Below are 23,286 nucleotides of genomic sequence, written 5' to 3' on the forward strand. Positions count from 1 at the left end.
CTGCTGCAAAGAAAGTAAGCAAAGAAAGCAGCTACTGATACGCCCGCGGTCACACGCAATTTGGGTAGTCCTCTCGTCCATCGTGGGCTGCCTAAAGAGTGCCCTCATAGGCCCCATCGGGCTTGGCTCGCGCACGGTCCGTCTCATCGCACCACACACCAAACGGGTTCAGCACCAAATAGCTCCGGCCCGCTTCGCGGCCGACCGGTCAATCGGGGATGCACGCGCTTCTCTACTAACGTCTCCGTCCCGCTGCACTTGCCGCCCGTTGGTTTCCCTTGCATACCCGGCGGCAGCGCGTAGCGCTGTGCCGAAGCCATCTCGTGCTGAACCAGTGTCCTCAACGTCTTCGGACGGCGGACCGTGCGCGAGCCAAGCCCGATTAGGTGTTTGAGGGCACTCTTTAGGCGAGTGCCGCCTGGGACGAGAGGACGACCCAAATTGCGTGTGACCGCGGGTCTGAAAAGCTGCTTTCTTTGCTTACTTTCTTTGCAGCAGCAAAGAAAGTGAGTGCCGCCCCGCACAGGGGCAACGCTAATAGACCGACACGAAAACGGGATCCAGCGAAACCGAAACCAAAAAGCAAAGCAAAAAGCAAAAACGGACCGGCACCGACCGCTTCCATAAGCAGGAAGCACCCAGCACCGGTCCGCAGAGACCGACTCTCAGCTCAAAAACCTACTGACAAGCCTCACACTCATCGAAGCCCGGATCGCCGGGGCGCATCATACAGACGGGACCATCGGCTTCCTGAGCCGCCTCCACCGCCGGCGCGCTCGCGGCAGCAGCATTGAAGCCACCATTCCCGGCAGCCGACGCCGCACCGCCACCAAACCCGCCAGCCGCACCCGCCCCACCGTCACCGGAAGAAGAAGGCACCGCATTCAACGCACCGTGCGCCACGGTCGACTTCTCGACGTGCGTCGCCGCCATCGTGCGGAGGTAGTACGTCGTCTTGAGACCGCGAATCCAAGCGAGCTTGTAGACCTCGTCGAGCTTCTTGCCCGACGCGCCCGCCATGTAGATGTTCAGCGACTGCGCCTGATCAATCCACTTCTGACGGCGCGACGCCGCTTCCACGAGCCACTTCGGGTCGACTTCGAACGCGGTCGCGTAGATCGCGCGCAGATCGGCCGGAATGCGGTCGATGCGCGAAAGCGTGCCGTCGAAATACTTCAGATCGGACACCATCACTTCGTCCCACAGGCCGCGCGCCTTCAGATCACGCACGAGGTAGTCGTTGACCACCGTGAATTCGCCCGACAGATTCGACTTCACATACAGGTTCTGGAACGTCGGCTCGATACACGCCGACACGCCGATGATGTTCGAAATCGTCGCCGTCGGCGCGATCGCCACGCAGTTCGAGTTGCGCATGCCGTACGTCGAGATGCGCGAGCGCAGTTGCGCCCAGTCCATCGTCTCCGAGGTATCCACTTCGACATAACCGCCGCGCGCCTCGGCCAGGAGCTTCAGCGAATCCTGCGGAAGAATGCCGCGATCCCACAGCGAGCCGCGATACGTCGCGTAACGACCGCGCTCTTCCGCGAGTTCCGTCGACGCGTAGTACGCGTAGTAGCAGACGGCTTCCATCGAACGATCCGCGAATTCGACCGCCTCGCCCGACGCATAAGGCGTGCGCAGCAGATGCAGGCAGTCCTGGAAGCCCATGATGCCCATGCCGACCGGACGATGCTTCAGGTTCGAGTTGCGCGCCTTCGGCACCGCGTAGTAGTTGATGTCGATGACGTTGTCGAGCATGCGCATCGCGACGCTGATCGTGCGCTTGAGCTTCGCGTGGTCCAGCGCGTAGCTGCCATCGGCCTGCTTCACCATGTGCGCGACGAGGTTCACCGAGCCCAGATTGCAGACGGCGATTTCCGTCTCGCTCGTGTTCAGCGTGATTTCGGTGCACAGGTTCGACGAGTGCACGACGCCGACGTGCTGCTGCGGCGAACGCACATTGCACGGATCCTTGAACGTGATCCACGGATGGCCCGTCTCGAACAGCATGCCAAGCATCTTGCGCCACAGTTGCGCCGCCGGCAGCTTCTTGAACAGCTTGATTTCGCCGCGCGCGGCTTTCTCTTCGTAAGCGACGTACGCCTTTTCGAAGTCGGCGCCGAACAGATCGTGCAGGTCCGGGCAGGTCGACGGCGAGAACAGCGTCCAGTCGCCGCCTTCGACGACGCGCTTCATGAACAGATCGGGAATCCAGTTCGCCGTGTTCATGTCGTGCGTGCGGCGACGGTCATCGCCGGTGTTCTTGCGCAGCTCGAGGAATTCCTCGATGTCGAGGTGCCACGATTCCAGGTACGCGCACACCGCGCCCTTGCGCTTGCCGCCCTGGTTCACCGCGACGGCCGTGTCGTTCACGACCTTCAGGAACGGCACGACGCCCTGCGACTTGCCGTTCGTGCCCTTGATGTGCGAGCCGAGCGCACGCACGCGCGTCCAGTCGTTGCCGAGGCCGCCCGCGAACTTCGAGAGCAGCGCGTTTTCCTTCAGCGCTTCGTAGATGCCGTCGAGATCGTCGGCGACCGTCGTCAGATAGCACGACGACAATTGCGAGCGATGCGTGCCCGAATTGAAGAGCGTCGGCGTCGACGACATGAAGTCGAACGACGACAGCACGTTGTAGAACTCGATCGCGCGCGCTTCACGGTCGATCTCGTTCAGCGACAGGCCCATCGCCACGCGCATGAAGAATGCCTGCGGCAACTCGATGCGCGTGCCGTCGACGTGCAGGAAGTAGCGGTCGTACAGCGTCTGCAGGCCGAGATAGCCGAACTGCAGATCGCGATTCTGATCGAGCGCGGCGCCGAGGCGCTTGAGGTCGAACTGTTGCAGCTTGTCATCCAGCAGGCCGGCTTCGACGCCGCGCTTGATGAACTGCGGGAAGTATTCGGCGTAACGCTCGCCCATTTCGGCTTGCGTCACTTCCTCTTCGAGAATTTCGCGGCGGATCGTGTGCAGCAGGATGCGCGCCGTGACCTGACTGTACGCCGGATCCTTCTCGATCATCGTGCGCGCGGCGAGAATGGCCGAATCGTAGACCTGCGACATCGGCACGCCGTCGTACAGGTTCTTCACCGTCTCCGCGACGATCGGCTCGGCGGACACCGCATCGCCCAGATTCGCGCACGCGGAGACGATCAGCGCCTTCAGCGCTTCGAGATCGAGCGGACGCGTGACGCCGTTGTCCGTCACGTTGATCGCGCCTTCGTGCGACTGCGCGTTTTGCGCGGCCGAGCGCTCTTGCGAACGCTGCTGCGTGCGCTTCTCGCGATACAGCACGTACGCGCGCGCGACGTTGTGCTCGCCGCCGCGCATCAGCGCGAGCTCGACCTGATCCTGAATGTCTTCGATGTGGAAAGTCCCGCCGTGCGGACGGCTGCGCACGAGCGCGCGCACGACGGCTTGCGTCAGTTGCTCGACTTGCTCGCGCACACGCGCCGAAGCTGCGCCCTGACCGCCGTTCACCGCGATGAATGCCTTCGTCACGGCGATCGCGATTTTCGTCGGCTCGAACGACACCACGCTTCCGTTGCGACGGATGACCTTGTAGTCGGCAAACGTCGTGTTCGGCGCGAGCGCCTGAGCGCCCACGCCCTGCGCACCGCTCATCGGCTGTGCGGATGCGCCTTCGAATGAAGTCGTGGCGTTTTCGGTGGTTTGCATGTGCAAAACTCCTGGTGTTCGATTGGTGCGGATGGTCCGCGGATTTATCACTTATGCCGCGCGCGTGACGAACTCGTCGTGAAAGTCGCGCGGTGTTTTGGCGGTCAAGCCGGGCTGTGAATGCAGCAGGCTGAAAACACGAATCGCGGCGCTTACGGCCCGCATTGTCATTGGCGTCTCATGCGGTGCCCGCGTTGGCGCGCGGTGTCGGTCGACGCAATTCGCGCTTGCTTGCATGCCTTCTTCACGGTGCTGCTCGCTGGCGCCCGACGCGCCCGACGCCTCTCTCCTCGCAAAGAGAAACCGTCTCGCGCATCGCCCCGGGCCAGCCAAACTTCTTCTACGCCGGAAAGCCGACGGCGCCGGCTCACTGGAGCGGGCGCCGCGTCAACAACACAAGATCTAGTGCAAAGTACGTCTGTCGGCACCAAGTATAGTGGACAACATCGCAGTCTCAAAAAGTTTTATTTGCCCTGAGTCTGCGGTAGCGGGGTTGACTTTTGCTATAGCAAAGCGCGACAAGGCCTCGCGCGTGACGCTGCTGCGCCGCAACGAGAAAGACCTTACGCAGCGCTCAGATGTTGGATTGAAACGGAAAGAACGACGGCGGCAGCGCGCTGCCGTGACGCAGACGCGACCACTCGAAATGCGGGCCCGGATCGGTCTTGCGGCCGGGCGCGATGTCCGAGTGACCCGCGACTGCATCGATCGGATAGCGCTTCACCACGACTCGCACGAGCGCGGCGAGCGCGTCGTACTGCGCGTCTTCGAAGGGCACGCGATCGCTGCCTTCGAGCTCGATGCCGATCGAAAAGTCGTTACAGCGCTCGCGCCCGCAGAACGACGAGACGCCCGCGTGCCACGCGCGTTCGTCGCAGGAGACGAACTGCTCGATCGCGCCGCCGCGACGGATCACGAAGTGCGCCGACACACGCATGCCGCGCAGATGATCGAAGTATGGATGCGCGTCGTGATCGAGCTTGTTGAGGAAGAAATCGGCGATGGCGTTCGTCGTGAAATCGTCGGGCGGCAGGGCGATGTTGTGCACGACGATGAGCGTCGGCACCGCGTCGCCCGGACGCGCCTCGAAGTTCGGCGACGGCAGGCGCGTCGCGTGCGTGAACCAGCCTTGCGCGTCGATATGCGGATCGCGCTGTCTGACGACGTTGGTGTTCATCGTGCGTCGCGTCCGGTCGGACGGGCCGCGTAATGGCGCGCGTGATCGCTGCAGCAGAAGCGCTCGCCCGCGACGATGATCGATTCGCTGCGCGGCGTGTGCACGCCACACTGCGCGCAACGGATGAGCGGATCGGCGAGTTGCGGCGCGCTCGCGGCCGCGCCGTTGCCATGACCGTTGCCGCTGCGGGCGCGGCGTGCGTCATGCGCTCCGCCCGCGGTCGCGCCGCCGGCTGGCGCGTCGCCCTGCTGCGCGCGCTCGTTCGCGCGGCGCAGCTTCTTCAGAAGCCACAGGCACAGGAAAAAGAGGACGATCAGAAAGAAGAAATTTCGCATCGATTCAATGCCGATAGATTCAGACGCTCAGACGACCGCGCGATGCAGCAGCACTTCGAACACGAAGCGGCTGCCGACGTACGCGAGCAGCAGCGCGGCGAACGACGCCAGCACCCAGCGCAACGCGGCGCGTCCGCGCCATCCGGAGAGGCGGCGCGCGGTGAGCAATGCGCCGAACATCAGCCAGGAGACGAACGCGAACACAGTCTTGTGATCGAAGCGCAGCGCGCGATCGACCAGTTGCTCGTTGAACGCGATGCCCGACACGAGCGTGAGCGTGAGCAGCACGAAGCCCGCCGCGATCAGGCGGAACAGCAGCTTTTCAAGAGTCAGAAGCGGCGGCAGCGTGTCGAGCCAGCTCGCGAGCCAGCCATTGCCGGTATGACGCGTCGCGAGGCCGCGCATGCGCTGCAGGCGGCGTTCGAGCATCAGCATGAGCACGGCGTGCAGCGCGGCGATCGCGAAGAGTCCGTACGCGATGTTCGCGATCAGGAAATGCAGCTTGAACATCGGCGCGGCGGAATACGACAGCACGCGCACGCCGCCGAAGACGAGCGGCAACAGCGACGCGATGCACGCGAGCGGCAATACGAGCAGGCGCAGGCCGTCGAGCGGAAAGAAGAAGCTCTCGATCCAGTAGATGCCCGCGCCGAGCCAGAACATCGCGGAGAGCGCGAACGCGAAGCCGAAGATCATCGCGTTCTGGGGAAAGATGGTCGTGTGCAGCAGGAGGCCGTGCACGAGCAACGCTACTAATAATAGAGCGCGGCCCAATCCGCCCATGTCCGGCGATTTTTTGGCCGCCGCCGGCGATGCGATGCCCGGAGGCACGCCGGCCAGCGCCGGCTCCACGGCCGTGTGGCGATGCGCGCGCCAGCCCGCTACGGCGAGTCCGCCATAGAGAAGCGCAGTGAGGGCATACAGTACAATATCCATGTTCGAAGTTTACACTAGGCCCTTGAATCACGACGTTTTCTCCCTCGCGGCAACGCGGGGCGATTACGTCGTTTTGCGCTGAAAAAGGGCCGCATTCACTACCGTTTCCCATGCTCGATAACCTGACTCAACGGATGGCCCGCGTCGTCAAGACGCTGCGCGGCGAAGCCCGGCTCACTGAGGCCAACACGCAAGAGATGTTGCGGGAAGTGCGTCTCGCGCTGCTCGAGGCCGACGTCGCGCTGCCGGTCGTGCGCGAGTTCATCGCGAAGGTGAAGGAAAAGGCGCTCGGCGAGGAAGTGCTGTCGAGCCTGTCGCCGGGTCAGGCGCTCGTCGGCGTCGTTCAGAAGGAACTGACGGCCGTGATCGGCGGCGATTACGAAGGCAAGGCAGCCGAGCTGAATCTGGCGGTCGCGCCGCCCGCCGTGATCCTGATGGCCGGTCTGCAGGGTGCGGGCAAAACCACCACGACCGGCAAGCTCGCCAAGCTGCTGCGCGAAAAGAGCAAGAAGAAGGTCCTCACCGTTTCCGTCGACGTGTATCGCCCCGCCGCTATCCGTCAGTTGCAGACGGTGACGGAACAGGTCGGCGCCGACTTCTTCCCGTCGGAAGCGAATCAGAAGCCCGCGGATATCGCGCGCGCGGCGATCGACTGGGCGAAGCGGCACTATCACGACGTGGTGATCGTCGATACGGCCGGCCGTCTCGGTATCGACGAAGCGATGATGAAGGAAATCAGCGAGCTGCACGCGCTGCTCAAGCCCGCTGAAACGCTCTTCGTCGTCGACGCCATGTTGGGGCAGGACGCGGTCAACACCGCGAAGGCGTTCAACGACGCGCTGCCGCTCACCGGCGTCGTGCTCACCAAGCTCGACGGCGATTCGCGCGGCGGCGCGGCGCTTTCGGTGCGCAACGTCACCGGCAAGCCGATCAAGTTCGTCGGCGTCGCGGAAAAGCTCGACGGCCTCGAAGTCTTCCATCCGGATCGCATGGCGAACCGGATTCTCGGCATGGGCGACATTCTCGCGCTCGTCGAGGAAGCGCAACGCGGCGTCGACAGCCAGGCCGCGCAGAAGCTCGCCGACAAGGTCAAGAAAGGCGGCGACTTCGATCTGAACGACTTCAAGGCGCAGCTCTCGCAAATGAAGAAGATGGGCGGCCTCTCATCGCTCATGGACAAGCTGCCCGCGCAGTTTCAGCAGGCCGCGCAAGGCGCGGACATGAACAACGCGGAAAAGCAGATGCGCCGCATGGAAGGCATCATCAATTCGATGACGCTGCAGGAACGCGCGAAGCCGGAGCTCATCAAGGCGGCGCGCAAACGCCGTATCGCCGCGGGCGCGGGCGTGCACGTTCAGGAGGTAAACCGCATGCTCAACCAGTACGAGCAGATGCGCGGCATGATGAAGAAGCTGAAAGGCGGCAACCTGCAAAAGATGATGCGCGGCATGAAGGGCATGCTGCCCGGCATGCGCTGACCCGCACTTTTATTGAACCCGCGTTCTCTTCGGGCGTCCGACTCGAAAGAAACGCGGGTTTATCATATGGCGCACGCCGCCGTTTTTTTCCACACTTAGAAGTCAGCCTTTCCCGCTTCCCCTTATGAATCGCGAAGAAGCCCTCCATATTTTCAGCCACTCCGAAGAGATCGTGACGGCTGACGAAGTCAACGCATCGATCGGCAAGATGGCCACGGCCATCAAGGCTGCGACGAAAGACGACTTCCCGCTCGTGCTCTCGGTCATGGGGGGCGCGGCCGTGTTCACCGGCATGCTGCTGCCGCATCTCGACTTCCCGCTCGAGTTCGATTACATCCACCTGACGCGGTATCGCAACGCCATCAAGGGCGGCAGCGAGATGCAGTGGCGCGTGGCGCCGGCGGAATCGGTGAAGGATCGCGTGGTGCTCGTGCTCGACGATATTCTCGACGAAGGCGAAACGATGGCCGCGATCCGCGATCGCATCATGGCGATGGGCGCGAAGACGTTTCTGTCCGCGGTGCTGTGCGAGAAGATCATCCCGAAGGCGAAGCCGCTGCGTCCGGATTTTTGCGGATTCGAAGTGCCGGATCGTTACGTGTTCGGCTGCGGGATGGACGCGAAGGGTTACTGGCGTAATCTGCCGACGATCCGGGCGTTGACGGAAGGGGCGTGATCCCCGCCCGTATCCAAAAGAAAAGCGGCCCGCGGGCCGCTTTTTTCATAGCTGATGCACGAAAGTGCGTATGCCCGTGAGCATCATCTCGACGGAAATCGCGACAAGGACAAGCCCCATCAAACGCTCGAAAGCCGTCACCACGCGCTCGCCGAGCCATTGCTGAATCTTCTCGGCGAGAATCAGCACGATCGCGCAGACGATCATCGTCACCGTGAGCGCGCCGATCCATTCGAACATTTTGCCGGGCGCCTGCGACGTCAGCAGCATCACCGTCGCGAGCGCCGATGGCCCCGCCAGCGCCGGAATCGCGAGCGGCACGATCAGCGGCTCGCCGCCGCGCGAATCGCCGCCCATCGCGCCGTCCGGATGCGGAAAGATCATGCGCAGCGCGATCAGAAACAGCACGATGCCGCCCGCGATGCGCAACGAGACATCGGTGAGGTTCATCGCGCGCAGGAAGCGATCGCCCGCCAGCATGAACACCAGCAGAATGACGAACGCGATCGCCACTTCGCGCAGCACGACCACGCGGCGCCGCTCTTTGGCGACGCCGCGCAGCGCGTTGATGAAGATCGGGATATTGCCGAGCGGATCGGTGATCAGCAGCAGCAGGATCGTCGCCGACAGGAAGTTGTACTGCATTACTTCGCGAGCGCGGCCCGCACTTTCCCGACGACGACATCGGCGGCTTCATCGACCGGCAGCAGCGTGGCTTCCGCGTCGCGGCGGCCCTGATATTCCAGCTTGCCTTCCTTCAGCCCGCGATCGCCGATCACGATGCGATGCGGCACGCCGATCAATTCCCAGTCCGCGAACATCACACCCGGACGCTCGCCGCGATCGTCGAGAATCACGTCGATGCCGGCCTGCTGCAGCGTCGCGTACAGCTTGTCGGCCTGCTCGCGCACGGCGTCGCTGCGGTCGTAGCCCATCGGGCAGATCACGACTTCGAACGGCGCAATGGCTTCCGGCCAGATAATGCCCTTGTCGTCGAAATTCTGTTCGATTGCCGCGCCCAGCACGCGCGTCACGCCGATGCCGTAGCAGCCCATCTGCATCGGCGCGGGCTTGCCGTTTTCGTCGAGGAAGGTCGCGCCCATCGAATCGGAATACTTCGTGCCGAGCTGGAACACGTGACCCACTTCGATGCCGCGGCAGATTTCGAGCGTGCCCTTCCCGTCCGGCGACGGATCGCCCGCGACGACATTGCGAATGTCCGCGACTTCCGGCTCGGGCAGATCGCGGCCCCAGTTCACGCCGGTCGTGTGGTAATCGACCTCGTTCGTGCCGACGACGAAGTCGCTCATGTTCGCGACCGTGCGGTCCGCGATCACGCGCACCGGCTTCTTCGTGTTGAGCGGACCGAGGTAGCCCGGCGGCGTGCCGAACCATTCGACGATCTCGGCTTCCGTCGCGAAGCGATAGCCCTTCAGGCCGGGCAGCTTGCCCGTCTTGATGTCGTTGAGCGAGTGATCGCCGCGCAGCATCAGCAACCAGATGGTCGGTTCGGCGCCTTCGTTGTCGGTCGCGAGAACGATCGACTTGATCGTGCGTTCCAGCGGAATGTTCAGAAGCTGCGCGACCGCCTCGCACTTCGCGGCGCCGGGCGTGGGCGTCTTCTTCAGTTCTTCGGTCGGCGCGGCGCGTTGCGCGATGAGCGGCAGCGCATCGGCGGCTTCGACGTTCGCCGCGAAGTCCGAGCTCGGGCAATACGCGATGTCATCCTCGCCCGTATCGGCGATCACGTGGAATTCGTGCGAACCGCTGCCGCCGATCGAACCGTTGTCCGCCGCGACCGCGCGGAACTCCAGCCCGATGCGCGTGAAGATGCGCACGTAGGCTTCGTACATCTTGCGATACGACTCTGCGAGGCCGTCGAGGTCCTTATCGAAGGAATAGGCGTCCTTCATGATGAATTCGCGGCCGCGCATCACGCCGAAGCGCGGACGGATTTCGTCGCGGAACTTCGTTTGAATCTGATAGAAGTTCACCGGCAACTGGCGATAGCTCTTGATCTCGCGGCGCGCGATGTCCGTCACGACTTCCTCGTGCGTCGGGCCCATGACGAAATCGCGCTCGTGGCGATCCTTGAAACGCAACAGTTCCGGGCCGTATTGCTCCCAGCGGCCCGACTCCTGCCACAGTTCCGCGGGCTGCACGGCGGGCATCAGCAATTCGAGCGCGCCCGCGCGGTTCATCTCTTCACGCACGATGGCCTCGACCTTGCGCACCGAGCGCAGACCGATGGGCATGTAATCGTAGATGCCGCCCGCGACGCGGCGGATCATGCCTGCACGCATCATCAGCTTGTGGCTGACGATCTCGGCGTCGGCGGGAGCTTCCTTCAGGGTGCCGATGAAGAAACGGGATGCTTTCATTCAAATTTTCCAAATGCGGCGCGCTTCGGAGCGGACAGCGCCGAAGCAGGCGGATCAAGGTGAACGACGGAACGACCGGCGAGAAAAGAAGATTTTGCCGCCTGCCGGATGCTCTGGCAAAGACATTCACACGGATGCCCCGAATTGGGGTTCGTGCCAGTGCGTCGAGGCCAATAACTGTTTATAATCAAAGCAATTTTAAAGGATTTGAAGGTGGCTGTATGCTGGATCGTGAAGGCTTTCGCCCGAACGTCGGCATCATCCTCTTGAACGCGCGCAACGAAGTGTTTTGGGGCAAGCGGCTGCGTGAACATTCCTGGCAGTTTCCGCAAGGGGGCATCAAATACGGTGAGACCCCTGTGCAAGCGATGTATCGGGAGTTACACGAAGAAACCGGCCTGCTACCGGAGCATGTAAAAGTTGTCGGTCGCACGCGCGACTGGCTGCGTTATGAGGTGCCGGACAAGTTCATCAAGCGCGAGGTGCGCGGACATTATCGCGGTCAGAAACAGATCTGGTTTCTGCTGCGCATGGTGGGCCGCGATTGCGACATCTGCCTGCGCGCGACGGACCATCCGGAATTCGATGCCTGGCGCTGGAACGAGTATTGGGTACCGCTGGATGCGGTCATCGAGTTCAAGCGCGACGTTTATCAAATGGCTCTATCCGAGCTGTCCCGCTTTCTGCGGCGTACCAACTCCCGCGGTGAACGCGGCGAGCGAGCCGCGCATCACGGGCCGCGCTATCCACGCGTCGTCCAGACGATGACGATCGAAGCTCCTGCCGTTACTGCCTCCGGCGCGGCAGTTCAGGCAGAATGCACGGTCAGCGAAGAAGTGCATGTGATCGTGCAGCGCTCATCGTGAATCCGGGCACTGCAACGCTTCGAGCACTTTGACACTCAACTCGATTGCGATCGATGGCACGGCGAACTTCTCGCCGTGCCATCTCGCTTTGTTCCGCCGGGCGGGCGCATGAAGCCCGCGCGCATGTTTCCGGGAAGACCCAATTGAAAGTGAATGCCTCACTCGCGGTAATCGCGGCATCCGCGGCAGCGCTCGCCGTGCTCGCCGGCTGTTCCAGCAACAAGGCGCCGTCCACGCAGGACGACGGCGTGTTCACCTATCTGCTCGACCGCAAGCCGAACTGGACCGAAGAAAAAATCGACACGATGCCACCGCTGCCGCAGGCATCGAATCTGGTCGCGTTCAACGTGTCGCAGAACACGCCGCTCACGTTCGCCGTCGACAAGACCACGCTCACGGTCGGCAAGGATGGCGTCATTCGTTACGTGATCGTCGCGACGAGTCCGGCGGGCGCGCGCAACGTCAACTATGAAGGCATTCGTTGCGACACCTACGAATGGCGTCGCTACGCGAGCATCAACGACGATCAGAACGGCTGGGATCAAGGTTCCGCATTCGACTTCAAGCGCATCGAAAACGGCGAGCTGAACGCGTATCAGGCGGCGCTCTATCAGGATTATTTCTGCACGAGCAAGCTGCCCGTCGGCACCGCGAAACAGATCGTCAACAACATGGAATACAAGCGCACGCAAAGCGTGATCAATCTGCGCTGATTGCGCCGCGCGTCGGCGTGACGATGTGAAAACGCCCGCTGATTCAGCGGGCGTTTTCGTTTCAGACGAGCACGAGATTGTCGCGATGGATCAGTTCCGGCTCCAGCATGTAGCCGAGCACCGATTCGATCTCGCCGCTCGGCCGGCGATGAATCAGCCGCGCCTCCGAACTGCTGTAGTTCGTGATGCCGCGCGCGACTTCCTGCCCTTGATCGTCGACGCACGCGATTACTTCGCCGCGATCGAAGGCGCCTTTCACGTCGATGACGCCGATCGGCAAAAGGCTCTTGCCGTCGGCGGTGAGCTTGTTGACCGCGCCCTTGTCGATGACGACATGCCCGCGCACCTGCAAGTGATCCGCCATCCACTGCTTGCGCGCCGCCATGCGTGCGGTGCGCGCGATGAGTTGCGTGCCGATCATCTCGCCCGATGCGAGGCGCGTGAGCACATCGGCTTCGCGGCCGCTCGCGATGACCGTGTTCGCGCCGCTGTGCGCGGCACGCTTCGCCGCGAGAATCTTGGTCAGCATGCCGCCGCGTCCTAGGCTCGAACCCGCGCCGCCCGCCATCTGCTCGAGTTCGGGCGTGCCGGCGTCGGCTTGCTCGACGAGCGTCGCGTTCGGGTCCTTGCGCGGATCGGCGGTGAAGAGGCCACGCTGATCGGTGAGAATGACGAGCGCATCGCCTTCGATCAGATTCGCGACGAGCGCGCCGAGCGTGTCGTTGTCGCCGAACTTGATTTCGTCGGTGATGACGGTGTCGTTCTCGTTGATGATCGGCACGGCGCCCAGGCGCAGCAGCGTGAGCAGCGTCGAGCGCGCGTTCAGATAGCGTTCGCGATCGGCGAGATCGGCGTGCGTGAGCAGAATCTGCGCGGTGCGGATGCCGTGCGCGCCGAAGCTGCTTTCGTAGACTTGCGCGAGACCCATCTGGCCGACCGCGGCCGCCGCCTGCAGTTCGTCGATTTCGCGCGGTCGCTTTGTCCAGCCGAGCCGGTGAATGCCTTCCGCGATCGCGCCCGAACTCACGAGCACGACTTCCTTGCCCTGTTCGCGCAGCGCCGCGATCTGCGACGCCCAGCGCGAGATTGCCGCATGATCGAGCCCGCGACCGTCATTGGTGACGAGGCTCGACCCTACTTTCACTACGATTCGCTTCGCAGCGGCGATGACCGAACGCATCGTGCGCTTTCTCCTCGTGGTTGCTTTATTCCTTCGTTTCGTCGTCGCGGAAGCGCACGTCGGCGGCGAGATCTTCCGCTTCAGCCGCGCGCGATGCGTCCGAATGCTGCGAGATGTAATCGTAGATCGCGTAGGTGAGCGCCTCGCAGCCCTGACCGGTCAACGCCGAAATCTCGTAGACCGGACCGTCCCATTCGAAGCGCTCGACGAAATCGGCGATGCGCGCCTCGCGTTCGTCTTCCGGCACCATGTCGAGCTTGTTCAGCACGAGCCAACGCGGCTTCTCGTAAAGCTGCTCGTCGTACTTGCGCAGTTCGTTGACGATCGCCTTCGCTTCCGCGACCGGATCGACGTTTTCATCGAACGGGGCCATGTCGACGAGATGCAGCAGCACGCCCGTGCGCTGCAAGTGCCGCAGGAAACGATGCCCGAGGCCCGCGCCTTCCGCCGCGCCTTCGATGAGACCCGGAATGTCCGCGATCACGAAGCTCTTGCTCGGCCCGACGCGCACTACGCCGAGATTCGGCGCGAGCGTCGTGAACGGATAATCCGCGATCTTCGGCCGCGCGTTCGACACCGACGAGATGAAAGTGGACTTGCCCGCGTTCGGCATGCCGAGCAGACCGACATCCGCGAGCACTTTCAGCTCGAGTTTGAGCATGCGGCGCTCGCCCGGCTTGCCGTCGGTTTTCTGACGCGGCGCGCGGTTCGTGCTCGACTTGAAATGCAGGTTGCCGAGGCCGCCCGCACCGCCCTTCGCGATCAAGACCTGCTGATTGTGCTCGGTCAGATCGGCGATGATCTCGCCCGTTTCCTGATCCGAAATGATCGTGCCGACCGGCATGCGCAGCGTGATGTCGTCGCCGCCCTTGCCGTAGCAATCCGCGCCGCGGCCGTTTTCGCCGTTGCGCGCCTGATGCTTCTTGGAGAACCGGTAGTCGATCAGCGTGTTGATGTTGCGGTCGCCGACCGCGTAGACGCTGCCGCCGCGCCCGCCGTCGCCGCCGTCCGGTCCGCCGAACGGGACGAACTTTTCGCGGCGCATCGACGCGCTGCCATCTCCTCCGTCGCCGGCGATGACTTCGATCCTCGCTTCGTCAATGAACTTCATGCGTTGCTCCGTCCCGTGTATTCGCTCTATTTTGCCGTGACCGACCTGGCCGGTCACTCATAACCAATTTTTGACCGCACCAAATAAAAATGGCCCCGCGAACTTCGCGGGGCCATTTCTTCGGTCCTGAAGCCCGTGCGTAAAACTTACGCTGCCGGGACGACGACGACCGTGTGCTTCTTCGCAGCGCCCTTGGTCACGAACTTGACGTGACCGTCGGCCAGCGCGAACAGCGTGTGATCCTTGCCGATGCCGACATTCTCACCCGGGTGCATGCGCGTGCCGCGCTGGCGAACGATGATGCCGCCTGCGTTGATTGCCTGGCCGCCGTACACCTTCACGCCGAGGCGTTTGCTCTCGGAGTCGCGGCCGTTGCGGGAAGACCCGCCTGCTTTTTTGTGTGCCATTTGCTTAGCTCCTTAACCGATGCGCTTACGCGTTGATCGCGTCGATGCGCAGTTCGGTGTAGTTCTGGCGATGGCCAGCGTGCTTTTGGTAGTGCTTCCGGCGGCGCATCTTGAAGATGGTCACTTTCTTGTGACGACCTTGGGACACGACGGTAGCCTTGACGGAAGCCCCACTGACCAGCGGCGTACCGAACTGAATCGATTCGCCTTCGCCTACTGCGAGAACCTGGTCGAGCGTGATTTCAGCGTCAATGTCTGCCGGTATCTGTTCTACTTTAAGTTTTTCGCCAACGGCAACTTTGTACTGCTTGCCGCCGGTTTTTATGACCGCGTACATTGAGAACCTCACTCAGAATTCTTTTTCCACGCACCACGCGGGGAAAACACGCGATTATACATAGAGTTACGCTCGACGTCAAAGCGCCGTGACGATGCCCGCGCGGGCGGCGCAACGCGCGATCCGGCTCCGAACCTCGGCGAAAACGAAGCGAATCGCAGCCGAAATTCGCCGACATTGCGCGAGCCGGAACGCGGGACCACCCGGCGTCTGTCGGATTCGCCTTATAATCCGCCGGATTACCCTTTTTGCCGATCATGTCGTCCACCGCCACTTCCTCTCCCAACGCCGCCGCGCTGCTCGCCCCGATCGCCGAGGACATGCAGCAGGTCAATCGCGTCATCCGGCAGCGCCTGGCATCAGAAGTGATGCTGATCAACCAGATTTCGGAGTACATCATCGGCGCGGGCGGCAAGCGGCTGCGGCCGGCGCTGCTGCTCCTCGTCTCGGGCGCGCTGGGCGACACGACCGGGCATCGTCACGAATTGGCGGCGGTGGTTGAGTTCATCCACACGGCGACGCTGCTGCACGACGACGTCGTCGACGAATCGGATTTGCGCCGCGGCCGCAAGACCGCGAACGCGCTGTTCGGCAATGCGGCGAGCGTGCTGGTCGGCGACTTCCTGTATTCGCGCTCGTTCGAGATGATGGTGAGCGTCGGCAAGATGCGCGTGATGGAAATCCTGTCCGTCGCGACCAACATCATTTCCGAAGGCGAAGTGCTGCAACTGCTCAACATGCACGATCCGGACGTGGACGAAGCACGCTACATGCAGGTGATCCGCTACAAGACGGCGAAGCTGTTCGAAGCGGCGGCGCAGCTCGGCGCGGTGCTTTCGGGTGCGGATGCGCGGACCGAAGCGGCGGCGGCGGAGTTCGGCCGGCGCATCGGCACGGCGTTCCAGATCATGGACGACTGGCTCGACTACACCGGCACGCCCGAATCGATGGGCAAGAACGCCGGCGACGACCTGCGCGAAGGCAAGCCCACCCTGCCGCTCATTTATTTGATGGAGCACGGCACGCCGGACCAGGCGGCCCTCGCACGCGAGGCGATCGAGCAAGGCGGCACGGATCGCTTCGACACGATCTTCCACGCAATCACGACGTCCGGCGCGCTCGATCACACGCTGGAATGCGCGCGCAAGGAAGCTCAGGCAGCGGCAAATGCGATTTCTTCATTTCCCTCTTCCATCTACAAAGATAGCCTGCTAGAATTATGTTCTTACTCGACGTCACGGCAGTCTTGAACGAGACTGAAGCAGCGCAAGAGTCCAAGTTGGTCAAATTCGGGGTGTAGCTTAGCCTGGTAGAGCGCTACGTTCGGGACGTAGAGGCCGGAGGTTCGAATCCTCTCACCCCGACCAGAATTGCAAAAACCCGCATGGTTCGCCATGCGGGTTTTTTATTTCCGGCGGCAAAACCGCGTACGCTGGCCGAAAGGCCGAGGGCGAGCTTGCCGGCCCGTCTGCTATATTGCCTCCCATCTCCGCCCCTACTCGATCACCGCGTGGACAACCTTCCCTTATGGGCGCAAATTTGCGCCATTTTTCTGCTTCTCTTCCTTTCCGGCTTTTTCTCGATCTCCGAAACGTCGATGATGGCGCTCAATCGCCATCGCCTGAAATATCTGGCGAGCCAAGGATCGTTACGCGCCCGCACGACGCAAGGCCTGCTCGCGAAGACCGATCAGCTTCTCTCGGTCATCCTGATCGGCAACAACCTGATCAACACGATCATCCCGGTGCTCACGACATCCATCGCGCTGCGCACCTTCGGCCATAACAACCTCGTCCTGTCGATCACGACGGGCGTCATTGCATTCCTGATCATCGTGTTCGCGGAAATCGCGCCGAAGATCGTCGGCGCGACGTATCCCGAGAAAGTGGCGCTGCCGGCGAGCCTCGTGCTCGCGCCGCTCATGCGCGTCGCGCGGCCACTCATCTGGTTCGTCAATCTGTTCGCCAACGCGATTCTCGCCGCACTGCACATCAACACGAAGGGCAAGCGCGATCAGCGGATCTCGCCCGAAGAGTTGCGCACCATCGTGCTGGAAACGGGCAGCTTCATGCCGACCAAGCACCGCAGCATCCTGCTCAATCTGTTCGATCTGGAGAACATCACCGTCGATGACGTGATGATCCCGCGCCGGCGCATCGAAGCGCTCGACTTCGACGCGCCCTTCGAACAGATCCTGCACCAGCTCGAGACGTGCTACCACAACAAGCTGGTCGTCTTTCAGGGCGACATCGATCGCGTGCTCGGCATTCTGCATGTGCGCAAGACGCTCTCGGCACTGCACAACCAGGAACTCGAGCGCGACACACTGCGCGAACTGCTCACCGAACCGTATTTCGTGCCCGCGGGCACGCCTGTCTTCCAGCAATTGCAGTACTTCCAGGAAAGCGGCCACCGTATCGCGATCGTGGTCGACGAGTACGGCGAATTGCAGGGCCTCGTCACGCCGGAGGACATCATCGAAGAGCTGATCGGCGAATTCACGACGACGATTCCGCGCGGCGCCGGCTCGCGCGGCGGCTGGGACGAGAGCGGCGAGTGCATCGTGGCGGGCAGCATGCCGTTGCGCGAACTGAACCGCTGGCTGCATCTGTCGCTGCCGACGGACGGCCCGAAAACGCTCAACGGCCTGATCCTCGAAACGCTCGAAGACATCCCCGACGGCGACGTTTCGGTGCAGATCGCGGGCGTGACCTTCGAAGTCATGCGCAGCGACGATCAGGCGATCCGAACCGTCAAGATTTTCCGCCCGCCCGAAGGCACGCGACACGCGCTGCGTTAGCCATTCGGACGACTGTGCGCCGGCGGCCGAGGAGGGGATCATCGGATCATCTCGACTCGACCGCCGACGCCATGATTTCCCCTTCCTTCCGCGAAACGCCATCCGACCACGAGAGGCCCGCCGTCTCGCTGCTCACCGACACCTTGCGCGAAGCCGCCGAGCGCGGCGCGTCCGATATCCATGTCGAACCGTCCGAGCACGCATGGCGCATCCGGCTGCGCGTCGATGGCGCGTTGCACGTATTGAAGCGCCCGCCGCCCCATTTGCGCGATGCGTTCGTCACGCGGATCAAGGTGCTGGCGCGCATGGACATCGCCGAGCGGCGCGTGCCGCAGGACGGCCGGCTGCGCCTGAATCTGCCGGGCGGGCGGATCGGCGACTATCGCGTCAATTCGCTGCCGACGCTCTTTGCGAAAAACTCGTGCTGCGGCGGCTCGAAGCGCTGCCGCCCGACCTTTCGCTCGCCTCGCTCGGTCTCGACGACGCGCAAGGCCGCGCGGTCGAATCGGCGATTCGGGCACCGCACGGTCTCGTCCTCGTGAACGGCCCGACCGGCAGCGGCAAGACCGTATCGCTCTACTGCTTCCTCCAGATGCTCAACGCGGAAGCCCGCAACGTGTGCTCGGTCGAGGATCCTGTCGAAATTCGACTTGCGGGCATCAATCAGGTGAGCGTGCGCGAAAAGGCGGGACTGACCTTCGCCGTGGCGCTGCGCGCGTTCATGCGTCAGGATCCGGATGTCATCATGGTCGGCGAAATACGCGACGCGGAAACGGCGGACGTCGCGGTGAAGGCTGCGCAAACGGGCCATCTCGTGCTCTCGACCTTGCACACGAACGATGCGCCCGCCGCGATCGCGCGTCTCATCGATATCGGCGTCGCGCCTTACAACCTCGCGTCGGCGCTCAAGCTCGTCACCGCGCAACGGCTCGTGCGCAAGCTGTGCGAGTTCTGCCGCGCGCCGTCGGCGTTGGCGCTCGCGGACGGGTTTCATCCGTTCGAGCCGCGCGGCTGTCCGGCGTGTCATGGCGTCGGTTATCGCGGGCGCGTCGGCGTGCACCAGGTGATGCCGGTATCGGATGAACTGCGCGAGTTGATCGTCTCGCGCGCCGCGACGCATGCGATCGCGCGCGCGGCGCAGGCGCAAGGCATGCCCGCGTTGCGCGATGCGGCGTTCGCGCGCGTGCGCGAAGGCGTAACGAGCGTCGCCGAAGCAGTCGACGCGACGGAGATCGAATGATGAACGACGCGCTCGAACTGCGCTTCGCGTGGCGCGGCATGGACAGCGAAGGCCAGCCGATGCGGGGAAAGATCATCGCCGCCGACGCCCTCGCGGCCCGCGCGTCGCTGCGGCGCGAAGGCGTGATCGTCACCTTGCTCGAAACGCTCGACGCCGCGCCGCCGCCCAAAGCGAGGACCGCCGACGTGACCGTCTTCACGCGACAGCTCGCCGGCCTGCTGCGCGCGGGACTGCCGCTCGTCGGCGCGCTCGAATTGCTCGCCGGCAGCGCGTCCGCCAGCGGAATGCCGCGCATCGTGCGCGCGCTGGCCCGCGATATCACGCGCGGCGTGCCATTCTCGGGCGCGCTGGCACGGCATCCGGCTGCGTTCGGCACGCTGTACTGCCAGCTGGTTTCGGTCGGTGAAGTCGCGGGTGCGTTGCCGACGGTGCTCGCCCGCCTCGCCGACGACCGCGAGCGGCCGGCGTCGCAACGGGCCAGATTGCGCGCCGCGCTCGCCTATCCCGTGATGGTGCTGCTGCTTTCGCTCGCGATTACGGCGGGATTGCTGATTGGCGTCGTGCCGACCTTCAAGACGATCTTCGACGGCTTCGGCGCCGCGCTGCCCGCGCCGACGCGTTTCGTGCTCGCGCTTTCGGACGGCGTCGCGAATGTCGGCGTGCCGTTCGGGATTGCAGCCGCATCTGCGGTATTCATCGGATGGAATTGGATGAAGCGTTCGCCCGATGCACGCGCCGCCGCCGATGACGCCGCGCTGCGCCTGCCGCTTGCAGGCAAGCTGCTGCGCTCGCTCGCGGTCGCGCGATGGAGCCGCGCGCTCGGCACGCTGCTCTCGGCGGGCACGCCGCTGTCGGATGCGTTCAACTCACTCACGCATGCCACAGGAAACCGCGTGTTCGACCGCGCCACCGTCGACATCGCCGCGCGCCTGCACAACGGCGAGCGTCTCGCGTCCGCAATGCGCGCCGTCGGATGCTTTCCGCAGGACGTCGTGCAGCCGATCGCGGTCGCCGAAGAATCAGGCTCGCTCGATGCGATGCTTCTCGATCTAGCCACGCTCGCCGACCGTCAGGTGGACGAGCGCATCGGCGGCTTCGCGAGTCTTTGCGAGCCGATCGTCATCGCGGTGCTGGGCGCGCTCGTGGGCGGCCTTGTCATCGCGATGTATCTTCCTGTCATTCAGCTCGGCAACGTGGTGTAGCATCGCGGGCCAAAGCAACCGTTCGTCCATCATGCAGCCTTCGTTCGATCCGACCGCCGCGCATTTCGCGAGCCGCTATCTGGCGGCGTTCGCGGCGCTGCCCGTGGCCGTGCAGTACGGGTTCGCCATCGTGTTCGGCCTCGTGATCGGCAGTTTTCTTACTGTCGTCGTGCATCGTCTGCCCGTCATGCTCGAACGCGCGTGGCGCGCGGAAGTCGACGCAGCCATTCCCGAGGCGTCCGATGCCACCAAATTCGCCGCCGCCGATCCCTATCCCGAGCGCTTCAATCTCGCCGTGCCGCGCAGCGCGTGTCCGCATTGCAAGCACGTGCTGCGCGCGTGGGAAAACATTCCCGTCATCAGCTATCTGGCCCTGCGCGGACGTTGCTCGGCATGCGGCGCACGCGTGAGCCCGCGCTATCCGCTGACCGAACTCGCGACCGGCGCGCTGGCGGCGCTATCGCTTTACGCGTTCGGTCCCACGTGGCCCGCGATGGCCGCGTTCGGTCTATGCGCGGCCTTGCTGACGGCAGGGCTCATCGACTACGACACACGCTATCTTCCCGATGTACTGACGCTGCCCTTGCTTTGGGCCGGGCTTCTCGTCAATTTCGGCGAAGGCGGATTCGCGACGCTGCACGACGCCGTGACGGGCGCAGTCGCAGGCTATCTGTTCCTGTGGTGCGTGTACTGGCTCTTCAAGCTCGTGCGCGGCGTGGAAGGCATGGGCTACGGCGACTTCAAGCTGCTCGCCGCGATCGGCGCGTGGCTCGGATGGTCGGCGCTCGCGCAAGTGCTTCTGATCGCGGCCGTCGCGGGCGCCGCGTTCGGCATCGTGGCGACGTGGCGCAAGCGCATGCGTTTCGAAGAGCCGTTGCCGTTCGGACCGTTTCTCGCGGCGGGCGGCGCGATCACGCTTTTCATCGGCACGCCGCTTTATGCATTGTTAGGTTGATCGAACCGAACGGAGCAACGGATGTTCAGCATTGGTCTTACCGGCGGCATCGGTAGCGGCAAGAGCACGGTCGCTGATCTCTTCGCAGCGCGCGGCGTGCCGCTGATCGACACGGACCTGATCGCGCATCGAATCACGGCGCCGGGCGGCGTCGCGATGCCGCTCATCGCGAGCGAATTCGGCGACGGATTCATCGCGGCGGACGGCTCGCTCGATCGCGCGAAGATGCGCGCGCTCGTCTTCGCCGACGACACCGCGAAGGCGCGCCTCGAAGGCATCGTGCATCCGCTGATTCGCGCCGAGACGGAACGCCAGCGGTTCGCGGCGCAGGGCGCGTACCACATCGTCGTGGTGCCCTTGCTCGTCGAGTCCGGTGAATGGGCGAGCCGCGTGTCGCGCGTGCTCGTGGTGGATTGCCCCCTCGAGACGCAGATCGCTCGCGTCATGCGGCGCAACGGCTTCACGCGCGAACAGGTACTCGCGATCATCGCGAAGCAGGCGTCTCGCGAAGCGCGTCTCGCGGCTGCCGACGACATCGTGCTCAACGATGAAACCGCCACGCTCGACACGCTCGCGCAGCAAGTCGAAACACTGCACGGCCGTTATCTTTCGCTTGCGTCCGCATGACGCGACGGCAATCGCCTGAGTTAACGAAATCGTAGAAAAGTTCCCCGTTTTCCGCCGAAACGAGCCATTCGGCGCCCGAATATGGCCCGATTTGCTAGGGTGAGGATGCGGCATTAGAATGTGCTCACTTCCGCTCATGGAAGCAACCGACCCACGCCGAGGCGAGCGCGCTTGATCCTTTACGAGTATCCCTTCAACGAGCGAATCCGGACGCTGCTGCGCCTCGAAGACCTGTTCGAGCGCTTCACGTTCTTTCTGACTCAGGAAGACGCGCGAGAACATCACGTTGCACTCACGACGCTCTTCGAGATCGCGGAAGTCGCTGGCCGCACGGACCTCAAAGCCGACCTCATGAAGGAACTGGAACGGCAGCGGCAAACGCTCGCGCCGTTTCGCGGCAATCCGGGCATCGAACAGGAAGCGCTCGAAGCCGTGCTCGGCGAAATCGAGCAGACGCTCGCCGGCCTCACCGAAATGCACGGCAAGACCGGCCAGCATCTCGCCGACAACGAATGGCTCGCGAGCATCCGCAGCCGCACGATCATTCCCGGCGGAACGTGCAAGTTCGATTTGCCGTCGTATTACGCCTGGCAGCAGTTGCCGGTCGAGGAGCGCCGCCAGGACATCGCGAAGTGGGTCATGCCGATGCTCGCGTTGCGCGACGCGGCGGCCATCGTATTGCGGCTCGCGCGTGAGTCGGGTCAGGCATCGAAAGTCATGGCGATGCAGGGCAGCTACCAGCAGATGTTGTCCGGCCGCACGTATCAGCTGATGCAAGTGCGCGTCTCACCGGACACGCGCGTGATTCCGGAAGCAAGCGCGAACAAGTACATGCTGTGGGTGCGCTTCACGGTGCAGGACGGCGATCTGAAACCGCGCGCCGTCGATGTCGACGTGCCGTTTCATCTGACGCTTTGCAGCCTTTGAATCGGAACGGTTTGGCCTCATGTGGTCAAATATCGTCCGTAACCGGCTCAATTCGTATTCGTCATGACCACTGTCGTCAAATGTCCGACCTGCGGCAAGGATGTCCGCTGGGTTCCCGAAAACCGCTTTCGCCCGTTCTGTTCCGAGCGCTGCAAGCAGATCGATCTCGGCGCGTGGGCTGCCGAGAAGTACAAGATCGCGGGTAATTCGCAGGAAACGCCGCCGGACGAAGACAATCGCGGCGGACTCAACTGAGC

21 protein-coding genes, 1 tRNA gene and 1 pseudogene are annotated in these 23,286 nt (G+C 63.3%); 13 read left to right on the top strand and 10 right to left on the bottom strand.

Translation table 11 applies throughout. The features are described 5' to 3' along the window. Positions 1–678: 678 nt before the first annotated feature. From NCT05_RS14575 to NCT05_RS14590, 4 genes are all read right to left on the bottom strand, one after another. A complete protein-coding gene (locus NCT05_RS14575; protein ID WP_008342928.1) occupies positions 679–3,681 on the bottom strand; it encodes a ribonucleoside-diphosphate reductase subunit alpha in 3,003 nt (1,000 codons plus the stop codon). 574 nt (positions 3,682–4,255) lie between these two features. Beyond that, positions 4,256–4,858 (bottom strand): 1,6-anhydro-N-acetylmuramyl-L-alanine amidase AmpD, encoded by a 603-nt coding sequence (gene ampD / locus NCT05_RS14580; protein WP_250502635.1) that lies wholly within the window; start codon positions 4,856–4,858, stop codon positions 4,256–4,258. Next, entirely contained in the window at positions 4,855–5,193 is a 339-nt protein-coding gene (locus tag NCT05_RS14585) for a PP0621 family protein (RefSeq protein WP_250502636.1), read from the bottom strand. The genes ampD and NCT05_RS14585 overlap by 4 nt, the downstream gene beginning before the upstream one ends. 27 nt (positions 5,194–5,220) lie before the next feature. Then, complete coding sequence (locus NCT05_RS14590) at positions 5,221–6,129, bottom strand: cytochrome C assembly family protein (RefSeq protein WP_008342934.1); 909 nt, start codon at positions 6,127–6,129, stop codon at positions 5,221–5,223. Between the two features lie 110 nt (positions 6,130–6,239). Here NCT05_RS14590 and ffh point away from each other — a divergent pair, with 110 nt between their 5' ends. Together ffh and NCT05_RS14600 are read left to right on the top strand one after the other, a co-directional pair. Then, complete coding sequence (ffh, locus tag NCT05_RS14595) at positions 6,240–7,607, top strand: signal recognition particle protein (RefSeq protein WP_008342937.1); 1,368 nt, start codon at positions 6,240–6,242, stop codon at positions 7,605–7,607. A gap of 124 nt (positions 7,608–7,731) precedes the next feature. Continuing rightward, positions 7,732–8,283 carry a hypoxanthine-guanine phosphoribosyltransferase gene (locus tag NCT05_RS14600; RefSeq protein ID WP_008342939.1) on the top strand — a complete coding sequence of 184 codons (552 nt, stop codon included), beginning with the start codon at positions 7,732–7,734 and terminating at the stop codon, positions 8,281–8,283. A 45-nt stretch (positions 8,284–8,328) separates the two neighbouring features. Here NCT05_RS14600 and NCT05_RS14605 read toward each other — a convergent pair whose 3' ends face one another. Further along, positions 8,329–8,928: a MarC family protein gene (locus NCT05_RS14605; RefSeq protein ID WP_008342940.1), complete on the bottom strand. Its 600-nt coding sequence runs from the start codon at positions 8,926–8,928 to the stop codon at positions 8,329–8,331. Then, positions 8,928–10,664, bottom strand: a complete 1,737-nt coding sequence (locus tag NCT05_RS14610) for a proline--tRNA ligase (RefSeq protein ID WP_008342941.1) — start codon at positions 10,662–10,664, stop codon at positions 8,928–8,930. The genes NCT05_RS14605 and NCT05_RS14610 overlap by 1 nt, the downstream gene beginning before the upstream one ends. Positions 10,665–10,885: 221 nt before the next feature. Between NCT05_RS14610 and NCT05_RS14615 the strand changes: the two genes are divergently transcribed. Beyond that, positions 10,886–11,530: an RNA pyrophosphohydrolase gene (locus NCT05_RS14615; RefSeq protein ID WP_008342943.1), complete on the top strand. Its 645-nt coding sequence runs from the start codon at positions 10,886–10,888 to the stop codon at positions 11,528–11,530. Positions 11,531–11,679: 149 nt separating this feature from the next. Next, a complete protein-coding gene (locus tag NCT05_RS14620) occupies positions 11,680–12,243 on the top strand; it encodes a CNP1-like family protein (protein ID WP_033537265.1) in 564 nt (187 codons plus the stop codon). A gap of 61 nt (positions 12,244–12,304) precedes the next feature. Here NCT05_RS14620 and proB read toward each other — a convergent pair whose 3' ends face one another. From proB to rplU, 4 genes are all read right to left on the bottom strand, one after another. Beyond that, positions 12,305–13,423, bottom strand: a complete 1,119-nt coding sequence (gene proB / locus NCT05_RS14625; protein ID WP_008342948.1) for a glutamate 5-kinase — start codon at positions 13,421–13,423, stop codon at positions 12,305–12,307. A gap of 25 nt (positions 13,424–13,448) precedes the next feature. After that, entirely contained in the window at positions 13,449–14,534 is a 1,086-nt protein-coding gene (gene cgtA, locus NCT05_RS14630) for an Obg family GTPase CgtA (RefSeq protein WP_008342949.1), read from the bottom strand. Between the two features lie 146 nt (positions 14,535–14,680). Beyond that, on the bottom strand, positions 14,681–14,941 hold the full coding sequence (gene rpmA / locus NCT05_RS14635) for a 50S ribosomal protein L27 (protein WP_008342952.1): 261 nt from the start codon (positions 14,939–14,941) through the stop codon (positions 14,681–14,683). A gap of 25 nt (positions 14,942–14,966) precedes the next feature. Further along, on the bottom strand, positions 14,967–15,278 hold the full coding sequence (gene rplU / locus NCT05_RS14640) for a 50S ribosomal protein L21 (RefSeq protein WP_008342953.1): 312 nt from the start codon (positions 15,276–15,278) through the stop codon (positions 14,967–14,969). Between the two features lie 257 nt (positions 15,279–15,535). Here rplU and NCT05_RS14645 point away from each other — a divergent pair, with 257 nt between their 5' ends. The 9 genes and pseudogenes from NCT05_RS14645 to yacG all read left to right on the top strand — a co-directional run bounded on the left by NCT05_RS14645 (position 15,536) and on the right by yacG (position 23,284). Further along, complete coding sequence (locus NCT05_RS14645) at positions 15,536–16,528, top strand: polyprenyl synthetase family protein (protein ID WP_008342955.1); 993 nt, start codon at positions 15,536–15,538, stop codon at positions 16,526–16,528. 40 nt (positions 16,529–16,568) lie between these two features. Further along, a tRNA-Pro gene (locus tag NCT05_RS14650) sits at positions 16,569–16,645 on the top strand. Positions 16,646–16,788: 143 nt separating this feature from the next. Then, positions 16,789–18,078: an HlyC/CorC family transporter gene (locus NCT05_RS14655; protein ID WP_034471461.1), complete on the top strand. Its 1,290-nt coding sequence runs from the start codon at positions 16,789–16,791 to the stop codon at positions 18,076–18,078. 71 nt (positions 18,079–18,149) lie between these two features. Next, positions 18,150–19,318 (top strand): annotated as a pseudogene (locus NCT05_RS14660) (GspE/PulE family protein). Then, complete coding sequence (locus tag NCT05_RS14665) at positions 19,315–20,520, top strand: type II secretion system F family protein (RefSeq protein WP_250502637.1); 1,206 nt, start codon at positions 19,315–19,317, stop codon at positions 20,518–20,520. The pseudogene NCT05_RS14660 and the gene NCT05_RS14665 overlap by 4 nt, the downstream one beginning before the upstream one ends. A 31-nt stretch (positions 20,521–20,551) precedes the next feature. Further along, a complete protein-coding gene (locus NCT05_RS14670) occupies positions 20,552–21,475 on the top strand; it encodes a prepilin peptidase (RefSeq protein WP_250502638.1) in 924 nt (307 codons plus the stop codon). A 21-nt stretch (positions 21,476–21,496) separates the two neighbouring features. Continuing rightward, positions 21,497–22,102, top strand: a complete 606-nt coding sequence (gene coaE, locus NCT05_RS14675) for a dephospho-CoA kinase (RefSeq protein WP_175982748.1) — start codon at positions 21,497–21,499, stop codon at positions 22,100–22,102. A gap of 171 nt (positions 22,103–22,273) precedes the next feature. After that, complete coding sequence (gene zapD / locus NCT05_RS14680) at positions 22,274–23,029, top strand: cell division protein ZapD (RefSeq protein ID WP_008342965.1); 756 nt, start codon at positions 22,274–22,276, stop codon at positions 23,027–23,029. 63 nt (positions 23,030–23,092) lie between these two features. Continuing rightward, on the top strand, positions 23,093–23,284 hold the full coding sequence (gene yacG / locus NCT05_RS14685; RefSeq protein ID WP_008342966.1) for a DNA gyrase inhibitor YacG: 192 nt from the start codon (positions 23,093–23,095) through the stop codon (positions 23,282–23,284). Positions 23,285–23,286 lie beyond the last annotated feature (2 nt).

Source organism: Caballeronia sp. AZ7_KS35, from assembly GCF_023631045.1.
Taxonomy (GTDB): Bacteria; Pseudomonadota; Gammaproteobacteria; order Burkholderiales; family Burkholderiaceae; genus Caballeronia; species Caballeronia zhejiangensis.